Origin of the sequence: Streptomyces sp. NPDC048171 (genome assembly GCF_043202655.1) — a bacterium.
Lineage (GTDB): Bacteria > Actinomycetota > Actinomycetes > Streptomycetales > Streptomycetaceae > Streptomyces.
Genome location: NZ_JBIDAU010000010.1, coordinates 364,799 through 381,383 on the forward strand (window position 1 = coordinate 364,799; position 16,585 = coordinate 381,383).

At 72.3% G+C, this 16,585-nt stretch carries 19 protein-coding genes; 9 read left to right on the top strand and 10 right to left on the bottom strand.

Annotated features, from left to right (window positions below; genetic code table 11):
* Positions 1-53 precede the first annotated feature (53 nt).
* From ACGF3J_RS28760 to amaP, 5 genes are read left to right on the top strand one after another with little or no spacing between them, the layout of a single operon-like run.
* The gene (locus ACGF3J_RS28760; protein WP_161328390.1) at positions 54-533 is read left to right on the top strand and encodes an Asp23/Gls24 family envelope stress response protein; all 480 of its coding nucleotides are present in this window, start codon (positions 54-56) and stop codon (positions 531-533) included.
* Positions 534-584: 51 nt separating this feature from the next.
* On the top strand, positions 585-770 hold the full coding sequence (locus ACGF3J_RS28765) for a hypothetical protein (protein WP_122614781.1): 186 nt from the start codon (positions 585-587) through the stop codon (positions 768-770).
* Positions 767-1,150: a hypothetical protein gene (locus ACGF3J_RS28770; protein WP_161328391.1), complete on the top strand. Its 384-nt coding sequence runs from the start codon at positions 767-769 to the stop codon at positions 1,148-1,150. Before ACGF3J_RS28765 ends, ACGF3J_RS28770 begins: the two co-directional genes overlap by 4 nt.
* Positions 1,147-1,818 carry a DUF6286 domain-containing protein gene (locus ACGF3J_RS28775; protein ID WP_161328392.1) on the top strand — a complete coding sequence of 224 codons (672 nt, stop codon included), beginning with the start codon at positions 1,147-1,149 and terminating at the stop codon, positions 1,816-1,818. Before ACGF3J_RS28770 ends, ACGF3J_RS28775 begins: the two co-directional genes overlap by 4 nt.
* Positions 1,815-2,402: an alkaline shock response membrane anchor protein AmaP gene (gene amaP / locus ACGF3J_RS28780; RefSeq protein WP_161328393.1), complete on the top strand. Its 588-nt coding sequence runs from the start codon at positions 1,815-1,817 to the stop codon at positions 2,400-2,402. The genes ACGF3J_RS28775 and amaP overlap by 4 nt, the downstream gene beginning before the upstream one ends.
* 110 nt (positions 2,403-2,512) lie before the next feature.
* On the opposite strand, the gene ACGF3J_RS28785 is transcribed toward amaP, so the two are convergent.
* The 8 genes from ACGF3J_RS28785 to ACGF3J_RS28820 form a co-directional block, all read right to left on the bottom strand.
* Entirely contained in the window at positions 2,513-3,268 is a 756-nt protein-coding gene (locus tag ACGF3J_RS28785) for an SDR family oxidoreductase (RefSeq protein WP_161328394.1), read from the bottom strand.
* A 5-nt stretch (positions 3,269-3,273) separates the two neighbouring features.
* A complete protein-coding gene (locus ACGF3J_RS28790; RefSeq protein ID WP_161328395.1) occupies positions 3,274-5,061 on the bottom strand; it encodes a glycoside hydrolase family 15 protein in 1,788 nt (595 codons plus the stop codon).
* A gap of 49 nt (positions 5,062-5,110) precedes the next feature.
* Positions 5,111-5,923, bottom strand: coding sequence for an SURF1 family protein (locus ACGF3J_RS28795; RefSeq protein WP_161328396.1), 813 nt, complete (start codon positions 5,921-5,923; stop codon positions 5,111-5,113).
* Between the two features lie 64 nt (positions 5,924-5,987).
* Positions 5,988-6,221, bottom strand: a complete 234-nt coding sequence (locus ACGF3J_RS28800; RefSeq protein WP_071528763.1) for a hypothetical protein — start codon at positions 6,219-6,221, stop codon at positions 5,988-5,990.
* Between the two features lie 105 nt (positions 6,222-6,326).
* A complete protein-coding gene (locus ACGF3J_RS28805; RefSeq protein WP_161328397.1) occupies positions 6,327-7,319 on the bottom strand; it encodes a DEDDh family exonuclease in 993 nt (330 codons plus the stop codon).
* Positions 7,320-7,427: 108 nt separating this feature from the next.
* A complete protein-coding gene (locus tag ACGF3J_RS28810) occupies positions 7,428-8,435 on the bottom strand; it encodes a CopD family protein (RefSeq protein WP_161328398.1) in 1,008 nt (335 codons plus the stop codon).
* 54 nt (positions 8,436-8,489) lie between these two features.
* Entirely contained in the window at positions 8,490-10,007 is a 1,518-nt protein-coding gene (locus tag ACGF3J_RS28815) for a S8 family serine peptidase (protein WP_393855054.1), read from the bottom strand.
* An 82-nt stretch (positions 10,008-10,089) separates the two neighbouring features.
* The gene (locus tag ACGF3J_RS28820; protein ID WP_393855055.1) at positions 10,090-11,631 is read right to left on the bottom strand and encodes a S8 family serine peptidase; all 1,542 of its coding nucleotides are present in this window, start codon (positions 11,629-11,631) and stop codon (positions 10,090-10,092) included.
* 265 nt (positions 11,632-11,896) lie between these two features.
* Here ACGF3J_RS28820 and ACGF3J_RS28825 point away from each other — a divergent pair, with 265 nt between their 5' ends.
* From ACGF3J_RS28825 to moaA, 3 genes are all read left to right on the top strand, one after another.
* A complete protein-coding gene (locus ACGF3J_RS28825) occupies positions 11,897-12,271 on the top strand; it encodes a DUF485 domain-containing protein (protein WP_161330248.1) in 375 nt (124 codons plus the stop codon).
* Complete coding sequence (locus ACGF3J_RS28830) at positions 12,268-13,902, top strand: cation acetate symporter (protein WP_161330249.1); 1,635 nt, start codon at positions 12,268-12,270, stop codon at positions 13,900-13,902. The genes ACGF3J_RS28825 and ACGF3J_RS28830 overlap by 4 nt, the downstream gene beginning before the upstream one ends.
* A 157-nt stretch (positions 13,903-14,059) precedes the next feature.
* Positions 14,060-15,049 (top strand): GTP 3',8-cyclase MoaA, encoded by a 990-nt coding sequence (gene moaA, locus ACGF3J_RS28835; RefSeq protein ID WP_220186499.1) that lies wholly within the window; start codon positions 14,060-14,062, stop codon positions 15,047-15,049.
* A 24-nt stretch (positions 15,050-15,073) separates the two neighbouring features.
* On the opposite strand, the gene ACGF3J_RS28840 is transcribed toward moaA, so the two are convergent.
* The gene (locus tag ACGF3J_RS28840) at positions 15,074-15,319 is read right to left on the bottom strand and encodes a hypothetical protein (protein ID WP_161330250.1); all 246 of its coding nucleotides are present in this window, start codon (positions 15,317-15,319) and stop codon (positions 15,074-15,076) included.
* A gap of 211 nt (positions 15,320-15,530) precedes the next feature.
* Positions 15,531-15,926: a DUF3099 domain-containing protein gene (locus tag ACGF3J_RS28845; protein WP_161330251.1), complete on the bottom strand. Its 396-nt coding sequence runs from the start codon at positions 15,924-15,926 to the stop codon at positions 15,531-15,533.
* 261 nt (positions 15,927-16,187) lie between these two features.
* Here ACGF3J_RS28845 and ACGF3J_RS28850 point away from each other — a divergent pair, with 261 nt between their 5' ends.
* Entirely contained in the window at positions 16,188-16,469 is a 282-nt protein-coding gene (locus ACGF3J_RS28850) for a GlsB/YeaQ/YmgE family stress response membrane protein (protein WP_161330252.1), read from the top strand.
* Positions 16,470-16,585 lie beyond the last annotated feature (116 nt).

Consider the following 16,585-nt stretch of genomic DNA (forward strand, 5'->3'; position numbering starts at 1 on the left):
GCAACCAGAACTACCGTTGTCACGGGGACCACGACCGGAAGGGACGTACGGCCATGACCGACATGGAGAGCCACCGCGCCGGGCAGGACACGATCGAGAGTCCCGGCGCGGGCAAGGGCCAGATCCGGCGCGGCGGTGGAGCCCCCGGCAGCCGGGGAAGGACCACCATCGCCGACGGCGTCGTCGAGAAGATCACCGGAATGGCGGCACGCGACGTCGCCGGTGTGCACGCCATGGGCAGCGGCATGTCACGTACCTTCGGCGCCGTACGCGACCGGGTGCCCGGCGGGACCAGGTCCGGTGTGACACGGGGAGTGAAGGCCGAGGTCGGGGAGAAGCAGACCGCCCTCGACCTGGAGATCGTCGTCGAGTACGGCGTGTCGATCTCGGACGTGGCGCGGGACGTGCGGGAGAACGTGGTGACCGCGGTGGAGCGGATGACCGGTCTCGAGGTCGTCGAGGTCAACATCGCCGTCAGCGATGTGAAGCTGCCCGACGAGGAGGACGAGGAACCGGAGCCCCGGATCAAGTGACGTGGAGGACGAGGCAGCGGTGAACGAAGCGGTGAACGAGGGGAGCGCACCATGAGCATGGCCGTGGTCGGCCTGATCGCCGGCATGGCGCTGGGGTTCGCCGGGTACTTCGGCGGCTTCGGCGCCTTCCTGCTGGTGGCGGCCCTCGGCGCGGTCGGGTTCGTCGTCGGCCGCCTCCTGGAGGGCGACATGGAGCTCGGTGACTTCTTCCGCACCCGCGACGACCGACGGCGGTGACCGGCGTGAGCGGTGGGGCCGGCGAGGTCCTGGCACCCCCGGCGGCCGTCGCACCGGGCGAGCGCGGTGCGACGCGGATCGCCGACCGGGTGGTCGCCAAGGTCGCCGCCCAGGCGGCCCGTGAGGCGGTCGGTCCGCTCCATCCGGACGCCGCGCGCCCGCACGCGAGCGTGGCCGTCCACCACGACGTCGCCCACGTCCGGGTCCACCTCGAACTCGACTACCCGTGCGACATCGGCGCCCGCTGCGGTCAGGTGCGTCACCAAGTCGTGCAGCGGGTAAGGACGTTGGTGGGTATGGCGGTGCCGGAGGTCGCCGTCCAGGTGGAGCGGCTGCACCTGGCGCGGGAGTACGGCGCGAGGCGGGGGAGGACGCGATGAGCGAGTCCCAGGGCCCCGAGGCGGCCGAGGGCAGCACGCGGCGCCTGCCGGTCGTGGAACCCGGCCCCGAACAGCCCGGTCCGCCCGCCATGGAGAAGCACGTCCCCGACGCGCCGGAGAGTGGAAGGGCCCACCGCTTCTGGTCCGCGCGCCGCGTCCCCGCCGGCATCGTCGCCCTCCTGGTCCTGCTCCTCGCGGGGGCCTTCCTCTACGACGTCGTCGCCGTCCGCACCGGCCGCGACGCCCTCGGCTGGCGCCGCGACCTGGCCCGGCAGCTCGCGGAGCGCCCTCTCGACGACACGTGGACGCTGGTCGGCGCGGGAGTCGCCGCGGCCCTCGGGCTCTGGCTCCTGCTGCTGGCGCTCACTCCCGGCCTGCGCAGGGTGCTGCCGATGCGGCGCACCCACCCGGACGTACGTGCCGGGCTGCACCGGGACGCGGCCGCCACCGTGCTGCGCGACCGGGCCATGGAGGTCGCCGGGGTGCAGTCGGCCCGGGTGCGGATGCGCCGCCGCAAGGCACGCGTGCGCGCACTGTCGCACTTCCGTGAACTGGACGACGTACGGGCCGATCTGGACGGCGTGCTCGACGACGCGGTGCGCGGTCTCGGCCTGGCCCGGCCGCCTGCCGTGTCCCTGCGGGTGGCGCGTCCCGGCCGGAAGGGGTGAGGGCGGTGCTCAGGACCGTCGACCGTGTGCTGACCGCTCTCGTGGGCCTGGTCCTGCTCGCCCTCGGCGGCGCCGTGCTCGCCGTCGGGTTCGACCTGCCCGCGCCCTCCTGGTGGGTCCACCAGGGTCCGCACGACGTGCTGCTCAGTACCGCCGAGCGGACCCGCTGGCGGGACGCCGGCTGGTGGTGGCCGGTCGTCATCGCGGCGCTCGCCGTGCTGTTGCTGCTCGCCCTGTGGTGGCTGGTCGCGGTGGTGCGCCGCCGCCGGCTCACCGAGGTCCTCGTCGACACCGGGGACGGCGAGGCCGCGTCGCTGCGCGGCCGGGCACTGGAGGGTGTCCTCGCCGGGGAGGCGGACCGGGTGGACGGGGTGGAGCGGGCCGCGGTCCGGCTCACCGGACGCCGCGACGCCCCGACGACCCGCGTCCGGCTGCTGCTGGCCCCCCACGTCGATCCCGGCACCGCCCTGCACGACCTCACCACCGGGGCCCTGATCCACGCCCGGGACTCGGCCGGCCTCCCGGCCCTCCCGGCGGAGGTCCAGTTCCGCGGCGTCAAGCACCACGCCGAACGCGTCAGCTGACCGACGCGTCCGGTGTGCCGCCGGATCTGATGCCACTTGCACCGTTGCCGTCAGGAACGTTGCCGACAGCACCGGTGCCGCTCGCACCGGTGCTGGTGCAACCGGTGCCGCTAGAACCCGTGCCGCACCCCGCCGTCCACCGGGAGCATCACACCGGTGAGGTACGACGCCGCCGGGGACAGCAGGAACGCCGCCGTGCGGCCGAACTCCTCCGGGGTGCCGTAGCGGCGCAGCGGGATGCGGGACTCGGCGGCCGCCCTGGTCGCCTCCGGGTCGGCGGACAGCCCGTCCAGCTCGCGTACGCGGTCGGTGTCGACGCGGCCCGGCAGCAGGCCGACGACGCGGATGCCGCGCGGGCCCAGTTCGTCGGCAAGGGACTTGGCGAAGCCCGCCAGCCCCGGACGCAGGCCGTTGGAGATGGTCAGACCCGGGATCGGCTCGTACACCGAGCCCGACAGCACGAACCCGACCACCCCGCCCTCCTCCAGCTCGGCCGCCGCACCCCGGGCCAGCCGCACCGCGCCGAGGAACACCGACTCGAACGCCGCCTGCCACTGGTCGTCCGTGTTGTCGGCGACGAACCCGGGCGGCGGCCCGCCCACGCTGATCAGTACGCCGTCGAAGCGGCCGAAGCGCTCACGCGCGGTCGCGATCAGCCGCTCGGGTGCCTGCGGGTCCGCGTTGTCCACGGCCACGCCCACCACGTCCGGGCCCAGCGCGGCCGCGGCCTGGGCGACGCTCTGCTCGTCCCGCCCGGTGACGACCACCTTCGCCCCGTCGGCGACCAGTTCGCGCGCGGCGGCGTTGCCCAGGCCCCGGGTGGCTCCCGTGACGACGTACACCCGGTCCTTCAGTCCAAGATCCATGGGTCCTATCCTGCCCCTTCCTCCCCGAACAGGGCGAGGGCGGTGTTCACCAGACCGACGTGACTGAACGCCTGCGGGAAGTTGCCGAGCTGGTGTCCGGTCGCCGGGTCGTACTCCTCGGCCAGCAGCCCCACGTCGTTGGTGAGCGCCACCAGCCGCTCGAACAGCTCCCGGGCCTCCTTCGTCCGGCCGGTCGCGTGCAGCGCGTCCGCGTACCAGAACGAGCACACCAGGAACGTGCCCTCACCGCCGGGAAGACCGTCGACCGCCTCGCCCTCGGTGCTGTAGCGGCGTACCAGGCCGTCCCGGGTCAGCTCCGCGCCGATCGCGTCGACCGTGCCGACCACCCGCGGGTCGTCCGCGGGCAGGAAGCCCACGCGCGGTACCAGCAGCAGCGAGGCGTCCAGCTCCCGCGAGCCGTAGGACTGGGTGAAGGTGTTCCGCTCAGGGTCGTACCCCTTCTCGCACACCTCGCGGTGCACCTCCTCGCGCAGCGCGCGCCAGCCCTCCAGGTCACCGCCGCTCAGCTCGGGATGGGCCTCCAGCGTGCGCACCGCCCGGTCCAGGGCCACCCACGTCATCACCTTCGAGTGCACGAACTGCCGACGTCCGCCGCGCACCTCCCAGAGCCCCTCGTCGGGCTCCCGCCACGTGGTGGCCAGGAAGTCCATCAGGGCGCACTGCAGCTCCCACATCTGGGGGCGCGGGTGCATGCCGGCCTGCCGGGCCAGTGACAGCGAGTCCATGACCTCGCCGTACACGTCCAACTGGAGCTGGTTCACGGCGTCGTTGCCGATCCGTACGGGGGCGGCCCCGGCGAAGCCGGACAGCCACGGCAGCTCGAACTCCGGCAGCCGGCGTTCGCCCGCGAGGCCGTACATGATCTGGAGGTCGTCCGGGCTGCCCGCGACCGCGCGCAGCAGCCAGTCGCGCCATGCCTCGGCCTCCTCCAGGTACCCGGCCGACAGCAGGGCCCCCAGGGTGAGCGTGGAGTCGCGCAGCCAGCAGAAGCGGTAGTCCCAGTTGCGCACACCGCCCGGCTCCTCGGGCAGCGAGGTGGTGGGGGCGGCCACGATGCCGCCGGTCGGCTGGTAGGTTAGCGCCTTCAGCGTGATCAGGGAGCGGACCACGGCGTCCCGGTGCGGACCGTCGTAGCGGCATCGCGCGGCCCACTCCCGCCAGTCCTCGACACTGTGCTCCAGCGCGACGAACGGGTCGATCAGCGGCGGACGCTGCTCGTGCGAGGGGTGCCAGGTCAGCACGAACGCGACCTTCTCGCCCGCGGCGACCGTGAACTCCGAGTGCGTTCCGAAGTCCTCGCCCCAGCTGCGCACCTCGGGTTCGCTGCGCAGCCACGCCGAGTCCGGCCCGGCGACGGCCACCCGGTGCCCGTCGGACCTGCGCACCCACGGGACGACCGAGCCGTAGTCGAAGCGCAGCCGGAGCACGCTGTGCAGCGTGACCTCGCCGCTCAGGCCCTCCACGACCCGGACCAGGTCCGGGGCGCGGTCCCGCTGGGGCATCAGGTCGGTGACCCGGACCGAACCGTCCTCGGTCTCCCACTCGGTGTCGAGGACGAGGGTGTCCGGCCGGTAGGCGCGCCGGGTGCAGCGCTCGGCACCCTTGGGCGCGATGCGCCAGTGCCCGTTGTCTTCGTCGCCCAGGAGCTTGGCGAAGCAGGCCGCGGAGTCGAAGCGGGGGAGGCAGAGCCAGTCCACGGAGCCGTCCGTGGAGACCAGGGCGGCGGTCTGCTGGTCGCCGATGAGCGCGTAGTCCTCGATGTCGGTGTGCACGGGAATCGTCTTCCCGACCGGGAGGGGCGCAATCGGCCCCGCCGTCCGGCTACACCGCGGCGGGCTCCGCGGCGTCCTCGGTCTCGTCCTCGCCCTCGTCGCCCTCGCCGTCCTGGGAGGCCCGGTCCCGGACCTCGCGGCGGACCAGCACGAACCAGCCGATCGGCACACCGGCGGCGAACAGCCACCACTGGACGGCGTACGCCATGTGGTTGCCGATGCTGTCGTGGTCGGGCTCCGCGATCAGCTCGGGGGTGTCGCCCGCGGGCTTCGGCTCGGTCATCTCGACGTAGCCGCCGAGGACCTGCCTGCCGAGGCGCTCCGCCTGCTGCTCGCTGTTGATGAGCATGACCTGGCGGTCGGGCAGGCCCGCGACGTTCTTGATGCCGCTGTCCTCGGTCGTCTGGTCGGGCATCAGCCGGCCCGTGACGGTGGTCTCGCCCGCCGGGGGAGCCGGGATCTTCGGGAAGGCGGTCTGGCTGGCGCCGTTCGAGGGGATCCAGCCCCGGTTGACCATCAGCACCTTGCCGTCGTCCAGCACGAACGGGGTGAGGACGTGGTAGCCGACGCGGTCGTCCGCGTTGGTGCGGCGGCGCACGACGACCTCCTCGGCGGTGTCGAAGTGCCCCTTGGCCGTCACCCGGCGGTAGAGGTCGTCGTCGGCGACCCTCGACCCGGGTGAGGTCATGGTCTCGGCCGGTACGGGCCGGGCCGCCAGGGAGTCCGCGATCACCTTGTTCAGCGCGACCCTGTGCTCATGGCGGTGCAGCTGCCAGAAGCCCAGCTCGATCATCGTCGGGATGAGCGCGAGCGCCACGAGGGTGAGGATCACCCACTGGCGGGACAACAGGAACCGGTACACCCCACGACGGTACAACTCGGTCGTGGGGCGCGACGCGGCGGGTGGGGCTTGCGCGGGCCGGGGCTCAGACCTTGTCGACGATCCCCGCCCTCCCCTCCGCGCGGGCGCAGTGGGCGCCGCAGTACCAGTGGCCCTCGACCTCGACGCCCTGGCCGATGATCTGTACCCGGCAGTGCTCGCAGATGGGTGCCATCCGGTGGATCGCGCAGGAGAAGCAGTCGAAGACGTGCACCGCTCCCTGGGCGTGGACCTCGAAGGTCATTCCGTAGTTGTTGCCGCAGACTTCGCATGTCGCCATGGGCCACAGGGTGGGCCGTCGTCGCCGGGCGGGCGAGCGGACGCCGGGCGAGTCGCCGGGAATCACCCGTCCGTACGGCCGGTCCGGGCCCCGTCCCGGCGCCCGTCACGGGGCCGCGTCCGCCGCCTCGACGTCCGCGAGCAGCTGTCCGAACGCCGCCTCGTCCACCACCGGCGTGCCGTACTGCCGGGCCTTGACCACCTTGGAGGTGCCCGAGTCCGGGTCGTTGGTGACCAGCAGGCTGGTCAGCCGGGACAGACTGGTGGCGACGTGCAGCCCCGCCTCGGCCGCCCGGTCCTCCAGCAGGTCCCGCTCCACGGAGGTGTCACCCGAGAAGGCGACCCGCATGCCCTGCTTGAGCCTTTTGCCCGCTTCGTACCGGCCCGGGTTGGGATACGGGCAGGCGGGCCTCTTGCGGGAGGGGCGCCAGCTGTTCGGCCGGTAGGAGCCGTGGCCGGCCTGCTGGCCGATGCGGGGCGCGGGCCGGTCCGACCACTCGGTCAGCGGCCGGCACTCGTGCAGCGGCAGCCGCACGCCCCCGGCAGCCGCCGCGGCCAGACTCGGCCGGAACGCCTCCGCCAGTACCCGCGCGTCGTCCAGCGCGTGGTGCGCCCGCTGCTGGACGACTCCGTAGTGGGCGGCCAGCGACTCCAGCTTGTGGTTGGGCAGGGGCAGGCGCAGCTCCTTGGAGAGCGCGATGGTGCACAGCCGTTGACGCACCGGCGCCTCACGCCGCGCGCGGGCGTACTCGCGGGCGATCATCTGCCAGTCGAAGACCGCGTTGTGCGCGACGAGGACCCTGCCGTCGAGCCGGGCCGCGAACTCCTCGGCGACGTCCGGGAAGAGCGGCGCGTCCCGCAGCACGTCGCTCGTCAGACCGTGTATCCACACCGGGCCCGGGTCCCGCTGCGGATTGACCAGTGTGTACCAGTGGTCCTCGACCTCGCCGCGCGCGTCCAGCCGGTACACGGCGGCGGAGATGATGCGGTCGTCGCGGGCCAGGCCGGTGGTCTCCACGTCGACGACCGCGTATCCCCGCGGATACGCGGCCGGCCAGGCAGTCGCGGACGGCGCCGCGGTCGTACGGTCTTCGAGCATGGTCACTGAGGATACGGGCCGGGACCGACACCGCGGTGCCGGAGGTGCCGCCCACGACACCGGCGAAACGGTTCCTCCGTCAAGTTCTCCACCGCCGGGCGGGGTTGCTCACCACCGGATCGGTACCGGAAGGGCCGTCAGGAGACCCGACACCGCGACCACCGCCCCCAGCGCGACGACCTCCGCGCGCGCGGGGGAGCAGGCCGTCAGCGGGTCCGCAGCGCGGCTCAGCCGGATCCTGGCCCACAGGGCGAGGGCGGCGACGGCGGCCACCAGGAGCACCTTGGCGAGCAGCACGCGCCCGTACGCCGTGTCGGTCAACTGGTCCACGATCGTGCCCGGCTCCATCCGGCGCAGCGAACTGCACACCCCGGTCGCCGTGAGGGCGGCCAGCAGAACGGCCGCCACGCGCGCGTAGAGACCGAGCAGCGCCGGACCCGCCTCGGCACCCCGCCACCGCCGCAGCATCCGCAGGGCGTACAGCAGGCCGCCCGCCCACAGCGAGGCGCACGTCAGATGGACCAGGGTCAGACCGGAGCCGATCAGCGGGCTGTACTCGGTCGTGGGGTGGGCGCGCAGCGCCTCCGCGACGATCACGGCGGCCAGCGGCCACACCTGGCTGCCGGGCCGGCGCGAGGCGGCGCACAGACCGGCCGCGAGGAACCCGTTGACCTCCAGCAGCGCGAGCTTTCCGTCCCGGGAGCCGTAGAGACCGCCCACGTCGATGTCGGCGGCGCCGTCCGGCACCAGGTTGCCCGTCGCCACGACCGAGGCCAGCCCCAGGGCGGCGACGAAACCCGCCCCTGCCGCGTACGGCGACCAACTGCGGGGCCGCTCCGGGGGCGCGCCGGGCAGCGACCGGGCCAGCCGGTTCACGAACAGTTCGCCGAGCGGAACGCTCAGCGCGGCGAAGAGCACCGCGCGCAGCAGCGCGATGCCGCCGGTGCCCGGTGCCTCGGCCTCCCCCGTGCCGCGCAGGGCGGGGGAGGGGCCGAGCACCGGTATCAGCGCGGCCAGCGCCACCAGCGCGAGTACGGCCGCGGTCCGGCCGGTACCGGAGGGCGTCGCGTGCCGTCCGGTACCGGTGGCCCGGGACTTGGGTCGTATCGGGGTCACCCCAGGATCTTCACCAAGTCCCCAGATCCGGGCAAGTTCCCCGGGGGGTACCCGCTACCAGCGCACCGCGTCCAGCGCGTCGGCCATGCCCCACCCGTAGAAACCGTTGCGGTTCTTCGAGCCCTCGCACACCGCGTCGACCTTGCCGTCGCCGTCGATGTCGTACGGCTTGGTGCACGGCGTGGCGTCGGCCTGCGCGTACAGCAGCGCCTTGACCAGGGCCGGCGGGGCGTACGGGTGCGTCGACTTGATGAGCGCGGCGACGCCCGCGACGTGCGGCGAGGCCATCGACGTACCCGCCATGTAGCCCCACTTGCCGCCGGGCAGCGTGCCGAGGATCAGGCCGCTGGTGGCGGGCGGCGCCGGCGTCTGGTACGCCGTCGAGTCACCGCCGGGCGCGGCGATGTCGATGACGCCCAGACCGTGGTTGGAGAACGACGACTTGAGGCCCTTGGCGCCGGTCGACGCGACCGTCACGACACCCGGCAGCTGGGTCGGGATGTCCAGGCACTCGGACGGGTCGACGGTCCGGTCGCCGGGCGTCGTGTCGTTCGGGGAGGACGGGTCGGTGATCTCGTCGGCGGAGAGGTCGTAGTTCTCGTTGCCCGCCGCGGCGACGTTGACCGCGCCCTTCTTCTCCGCGTACCGCGACGCCCGGGTGACGGCCTCGACGAGCGCCTTCTGGTCCGGGTCGTCCTTGCAGTTGAAGTACCAGGGGTCGGTGTAATAGCTGTTGTTGGTCACGTCGACGCCGTGCTCGGCCGCCCACACGAAGCCGCAGACCACGGCCTCGGTGTAGAAGAAGCCGTCGGGGTTGGACACCTTGATCCCGGAGACCTTCACCCCGGGCGCCACACCGGTCATGCCGACGCCGTTCTTGGCGGCGGCGATCTCACCGGCCACGTGCGTGCCGTGCGGGCTCTCCGCCGCGCCCGGCCGCCAGGCGCCGTCGGTGGTGTCCGGCTTGCCCGAGACGCAGTTGACGGACGCGTTCCGGTCGAAGTTCGGGGCGATGTCCGGGTGGGTGTCGTCCACACCGGTGTCGATGACGGCGACGGTCACCTTGCTGCTGCCCAGCGTCTTCTCGTGCGCCTTGTCCGCCTTGATGGCGGGCAGGTCCCACTGGAGGCCCTGCAGCGGGTCCTGGCCCTCGGCGGCCTCGGCGGCGGCGATCTCCTTGCCGCTGAGGACCTTCGGCGCGCCCGTGTCGGTCGTGGCGGCCGAGGGCAGCGGCGCGGTACGCGTGGCACCGGCCGACTGCACACCCCGCACCTTGCGGACGGACTTGGCGAAGTCCGGGTTCGCGGAGTGGACGACGACCACGCCGATCCGGTCGTACGACGTCACGATCGTGCCGCCGGCCTTGGCTATCGCCTTGCGCACCGAGGCCGAAGGCCCGTGCCCGGGGGAGACGTTGACGACGTAGCTGAGCGAGGTCGCGTCCGCCGCGGAGGAGGGCGCGGCCTCCGCCGCGGCGGCCGGGTTGCCCGGCAGGAACGCCAGCGAGGCGGCCACGGCCAGGCCGGCCGGGATCGCGAGGGCGCGGCGGTGACGGGCGAGAGGTGCTGTCATGTGCGGTGTCTCCAGTTCGTTGCTGAAACCGGTGCGTGACGAGAAGGAAGAAGGTGGGTGGAGGGGGCCGGTGCCGGGCGGGTCACTTCACCGCGCGGAGCGCGTCGACGATGCCGAAGCCGTAGAAGCCGTTGACGCGCGCGCCGCCCTCGCACGTGGCGTCCTGCGCGCCGTCGCCGTCCTGGTCGTAGGAGTCGGGGCAGCCCGGGTTGTCCGCCTGGGCCTTCAGCAGCCACTGCAACTGCGCGGGGGACGCCCAGGGGTGCTTCGACTTGAGCAGCGCGGCCACGCCCGCCGCGTGCGGCGAGGCCATCGAGGTGCCCTGGAGGTAGCCGTAGGCGTTGTTCGGCATGGTCGACAGGATGCGGCCGTTCTTCGACGGCGTGTCCGGGATCTGGTAGCGCCCGTCGCCGCCCGGCGCGGCCACGTCGACGACGCCCTCGCCGTACGAGGAGTAGTACGACTTCTCCTTGTCGACGCCCGTGGCGCTGACCGTGACGACGCCCGGCAGCTGGGTCGGCACGTCGTAGCACTCGTGCGGGTCGATCGTCCGCGTCACCGGCGTGGAGTCGTCCGGGCTGGAGTCGTCGACGATCGCGTCGGAGTCCAGGTCGTGGTTGGAGTTGCCGGCGGAGGCGAGGTGCAGGGTGCCCTTGCGCTGGGCGTACAGCTGGGCCCGGTTGACCGCGTCGACGATCGCGCGCTGGTCGGGGTCGTCCATGCAGTTGTACAGCCACGGGTCCACGTAGTAGCTGTTGTTGGTGATCTCCACGCCCCGGTCGGCGGCGAACATGAACGCGCACACGACGTTCTCGGGGTAGAAGAGCCCGTTGTCCGGGTCGCTCACCTTGATGCTCGACACCTTCACTCCCGGTGCGACACCGGCCACGCCGATGCCGTTGCGGGCGGCGGCTATCTCGCCGGCCACGTGGGTGCCGTGGTAGTCCTCGGCGGTGTACGGCCGCCAGGCGCCCGCGCTGGTGTCCGCCTTGCCGCCGACGCAGTTGGCGGACTGCGAGGCGGAGAAGTTCGGGGCGAGATCGGGGTGGGTGTCGTCGACGCCGGTGTCGATCACGGCGACGGTGACGCGGGAGCTGCCCGGGTTGATCTTCGCGGCCTTGTCGGCGCCTATCGCGCGCAGGTCCCACTGGTCCGCTTCCAGCGGCTCGCCCGCTCCCGCGGCCCCGGACGCCCGCGCGGTCCGCGCGGCCTGCTCGGCCGTGAGCGGCTGGACGGCGCCCTGGTCCGTCGTCGCGGCGGCGGTCAGCGGCGCCGTGCGGGTCGCGCCCGCCGACCGCACGCCCCGGACCTCGCGCATCGCGGCGGCGAAGCCGGGCTCGGCCGAGTGAGCGACGATCACGCCGATCCTGTCGTACGTGGCGACCACGGTGCCGCCCGTCCTGGATATCGCGCGCTGCACGGACGCGATCGTCCGGTGGTCCGTGCGGGTGTTGACGACGTACGCCAGCCCCGGCGCCTCGGCGGCCGCGGCCCGGCCGGCCCGCGCGTCCGGGGCCGCCTGCGCGGCCGCGGGCAGGAAGCCGAGCGACGCGGTGAGCGAGAGCACGACCGGTACGGCGAGGGCGAGCCTGCGTCTGGAACGCGGGGAACGCAGATGATCCATGGGGTCTCCACATCATCCGGTAACGAAACCGGCCCGAGACACGGGTTGTGCTCGGGCAGGTACATGACGGAGTGGTGCAGGGTGAAGCTATCTCCCCGAGTCGCTGGCCAGCAATGACCCACCGAGGGTGACTTCGGAAAGTGGCCCCGGCGTTGAACCGGTCCCCGTGGGGCGCCGTGTCGTTGGGCAGGGAGCCCGAGCACGACCAGCTCCCAGCGAGAACACCGAGGTCCAAGCCGTCATGTCCGTCGTACGAGGAGACTCCGTGGCCACCGACGCACCACCCCCCTCGAAAGAGGAGCCCCCCTCGCAAGAGGAACGCCGACTCCCCTCCGCCGAGGAGTTCTCCGAAGTGCAGCAGAGCGCTGAGTTCGCCGAACTGCGCAGCTCCTTCCGCTCCTTCGCGTTCCCGCTGACGATCGCGTTCGTCGTCTGGTACCTGCTGTACGTGCTGCTGTCGAACTACGCCGGCGACTTCATGGGCACCAAGCTGTTCGGCAACATCAACGTCGCCTTCGTCTTCGGCATCGCCCAGTTCGTCACCACGTTCCTCATCGCCTGGTGGTACTCGCGGCACGCCGCCGCGAAGCTCGACCCCAAGGCCGAGGCCATCAAGTCCCGGATGGAGGGCGGCGCATGAGCCCCGCACAGACCGTTCTCGCCGCCGAGCTGGCCGCCAACGAGGCCAGCGAGCACCGGCCGCTGATCATCACGCTGTTCGCGGTCTTCGTCCTCGCCACCCTCGGCATCACCGTGTGGGCGGGCCGCCAGACCAAGGACGCCGCCGACTTCTACGCGGGCGGCCGCCAGTTCAGCGCCTTCCAGAACGGCCTCGCCGTCTCCGGCGACTACATGTCCGCCGCGTCCTTCCTCGGCATCGCCGGCGCGATCGCCCTCTTCGGCTACGACGGCTTCCTGTACTCCATCGGCTTCCTGGTCGCCTGGCTGGTCGCCCTGCTCCTGGTGGCCGAGCCGCTGCGGAACTCCGGCCGCTACACCATGGGTGACGTCCTCGCGTACCGCATGCGCCAGCGCCCCGTGCGGACCGCCGCAGGCACCTCCACGATCGTCGTCTCGATCTTCTACCTGCTGGCCCAGATGGCGGGCGCCGGCGTCCTGGTCTCGCTGCTGCTCGGTATCACCTCCGACGCCGGCAAGATCCTCATCGTCGCGCTGGTCGGCATCCTGATGATCGTGTACGTCTCCATCGGCGGCATGAAGGGCACCACCTGGGTCCAGATGGTCAAGGCCGTGCTGCTGATCGGCGGCACCATCCTGATCACCTTCCTGGTGCTGCTGAAGTTCGACTTCAACATCTCCGACCTGCTCGGCACCGCCGCCGAGAAGAGCGGCCACGGCGCCGCCTTCCTCGAACCCGGCCTCCAGTACGGCATCAACGGGACGACCAAGCTGGACTTCATCTCCCTGGGCATCGCCCTGGTCCTCGGCACGGCGGGTCTGCCGCACATCCTGATCCGCTTCTACACCGTGCCCAACGCCAAGGCCGCCCGTAAGTCCGTCAACTGGGCGATCGGCATCATCGGCGCCTTCTACCTGATGACCATCGCACTCGGCTTCGGCGCCGCAGCGCTCGTCGGTCCCAAGGAGATCACCGAGTCAAACCCGTCCGGCAACACGGCGGCACCCCTGCTCGCCCTGCACGTCGGCGGCGTCGACTCGGCCTGGGGCGCGATCCTGCTCGCGACGATCTCGGCGGTGGCCTTCGCGACCATCCTCGCCGTGGTCGCGGGGCTCACCCTCGCCTCGTCCTCGTCCTTCGCGCACGACATCTACGCCAACGTCATCCGCAAGGGCGAGGCCACCGAGAAGGAGGAGATGCGGGCGGCCCGCTGGGCCACCGTATTCATCGGCATCGTCTCCATCGCGCTCGGCGCCCTCGCCCGCGACCTGAACGTCGCCGGCCTGGTCGCCCTGGCCTTCGCCGTCGCCGCGTCCGCCAACCTGCCGACCATCCTGTACAGCCTCTTCTGGAAGCGCTTCACCACCCAGGGCGCCCTCTGGTCGATCTACGGCGGCCTGATCGTCGCCGTCGGCCTGGTGCTGTTCTCGCCGGTGGTCTCCGGCGACCCGAAGGCGATGTTCCCGGACGTCGACTTCGCCTGGTTCCCGCTGAAGAACCCGGGCCTGATCTCCATCCCGTTCGGTTTCCTGATGGGCTGGCTCGGCACGGTCCTGTCCAAGGAGGAGCCCGACAAGGCGAAGTACGCCGAGCTGGAGGTCCGGTCCCTGACCGGCACCGGAGCGCACTGATCCGTTCCCTCCGCGGCCCCGTCGTAGATCCCTACGACGGGGCCGCGCCGTACGTCGTAGGGATCGGCCCCCTGTGGATGTCGGACCGGTCACGTAGGCTCGCAGGTGTAGGAGGAGTCCAGTGCTCCGCCGATCCGCGTCGAGGGAGGGGGCCCACGTGCTCATCGACACCTACGGCCGAGTGGCCACCGACCTGAGGGTCTCGCTCACCGACCGGTGCAACCTGCGCTGCACCTACTGCATGCCCGAAGAGGGCCTCCAGTGGCTCGCCAAGCCCGACCTGCTCACGGACGACGAGATCGTCCGCCTCATCGACATCGCGGTCACCTCCCTCGGCATCGAGGAGGTCCGCTTCACCGGCGGGGAGCCGCTGCTCCGCCCCGGCCTGGTCGGCATCGTCGAGCGCGTCGCCGCCCTCGACCGGCGCCCCCAGATGTCCCTCACCACCAACGGTATCGGCCTCCGGCGCACGGCGACGGCCCTGAAGGCGGCCGGCCTCGACCGGGTCAACGTCTCGCTGGACACCCTGCGCCCCGACGTCTTCAAGACCCTCACCCGCCGGGACCGCCACAAGGACGTCCTGGAGGGCCTGGCGGCCGCCCGCGAGGCCGGGCTGACCCCGGTGAAGGTCAACAGCGTCCTGATGCCGGGGCTCAATGCGGACGAGGCCCCCGACCTGCTCGCCTGGGCGGTCGAGCACGACTACGAGCTGCGGTTCATCGAGCAGATGCCGCTGGACGCCCAGCACGGCTGGAAGCGCGACGGGATGGTCACCGCCGGTGACATCCTGGAGTCCCTGCGCACCCGCTTCGAGCTGACCGCCGAGGGTTCCGAGGAGCGCGGTTCGGCCCCCGCCGAGCGCTGGGTCGTGGACGGCGGCCCGCACCGCGTCGGCGTCATCGCCTCCGTCACCCGCCCGTTCTGCTCGGCCTGCGACCGCACCCGCCTGACCGCCGACGGCCAGGTGCGCACCTGCCTGTTCGCCCGCGAGGAGACCGACCTGCGCGCCGCCCTGCGCTCCGACGCCCCCGACGAGGAGGTCGCCCGCATCTGGCGCCTCGCCATGTGGGGCAAGAAGGCCGGTGCCGGCCTCGACGACCCGACGTTCGTGCAGCCCGACCGGCCGATGTCGGCGATCGGGGGCTAGCCCGCGGGGCTGCGCGGACACGGCCTACGGGGCGCCGGGGGACTCCCACTCGGCCAGCGGGACCACGTCCTTGAGGAAGCCCCGCAGGTCGAGGAAGTTCGACAGGTGCTCCCGGTGCTCCTCGCAGGCGATCCACGTCTTGCGCCGCTCGGGCGTGTGGATCTTCGGGTTGTTCCACGCCAGCACCCACACGGCGGCCGTGCGGCAGCCCTTGGCGGAGCAGATGGGGGCGGCCTCCGGAGCGTTGTCCGGGGCGGTGTCGTCACTCACAGGTTCGTCTCACAGGTTCACACAAAAGGCGACGCCGAGCAGCCACGGGGGGAGCTGCCCGGCGTCGGTCCGTCGCTCCGACGGGGGATGCGGAGCGCGTAGGAAGTATGTCATGGGTCACCCATCGCCCGGCACCGGAACAGCACGATTCATCTCAGCAGTTCTTCGGCCTGGCGCGGAACGCGCGCCCCCGCCGGAGGGCGCCGCGAGGTCACGGCCGGCCGCGTGACTCGCCCGTCGCTCCCGGCGACGGATCCGACATGGCGTCCTTGGGAACGGAGTCCGCGGAGGCGTCGTCAGCCCGCGGCGGCAGGATCATCGGCGGCGTCTGGGGCGTCACGAACGTCGACGGCAAGGATGGCGCGTTCTCGCGCCCGGCGTTGGCGATCACGACCGCGATGTACGGCAGGACCACACCGAGGACCAGCGCCACGATCGCGACGTGGCGCTCCACGTTCCAGAGGCAGGCCGCGAGCACCACCGACACGGTGCGGACCGACATCGAGATCACGTACCGTCGCTGTCGCGCGCGCACGTCCTCCTGGAGGCCCGTCCGGGCCCCGGTGATCCGGAACACCTCGACGCCGCCGGCACTCTGCTTCCGCATCTGGTTCCACCATCCGCCCGATCGGACCGTCCCCGCCCCGCTCCCGTCCGTGGCCGCTCGGGGACACCGGTCCCGGACAACTCACCACGTTACGCCGCCCCCGCGCCGCCCACGAGACCGGGGCACCCACTCGGCGCGCGGCCGGCCCGCGCGGGTCGGCACAGCCGCGGGACCCCGATCGGCGGTATCCGGCATGCGCCGTACGCGGTACGGCCGAAGACTGGCGGCAATGCTCGCGTAGAGCCGTACGAGGAGGCAGTCATGGGCTGGTTGTGGGCGATCATCGTCGGATTCGTGCTCGGAATCATCGCCAAGGCGATCATCCCCGGGAAGCAGCACAGTCCGCTGTGGCTGACCACCATCTTCGGCATCCTCGGCGCGATCGTCGGCAACGCGGTCGCCCGCGCGGCCGGGGTGGACGAGACCTCGGGCATCGACTGGTGGCGGCACCTGTTCCAGCTGGTGGCCGCGGTCATCATCGTCGCCCTCGGCGACGCCGCCTACATGGCGGTGCGCGGCAACAAGAAGCGCGGACGCGCCTGACGGCGGGCACACCGTACGGCACGGGGGCGGGCCCCGCCCCCCGCGGGGGGGGGGGCCCCCCCCGGGCGGGGGCTCAGGCGGCGGGGGGCAGCACCCCCGCCCGGTTCGTAGTGGCC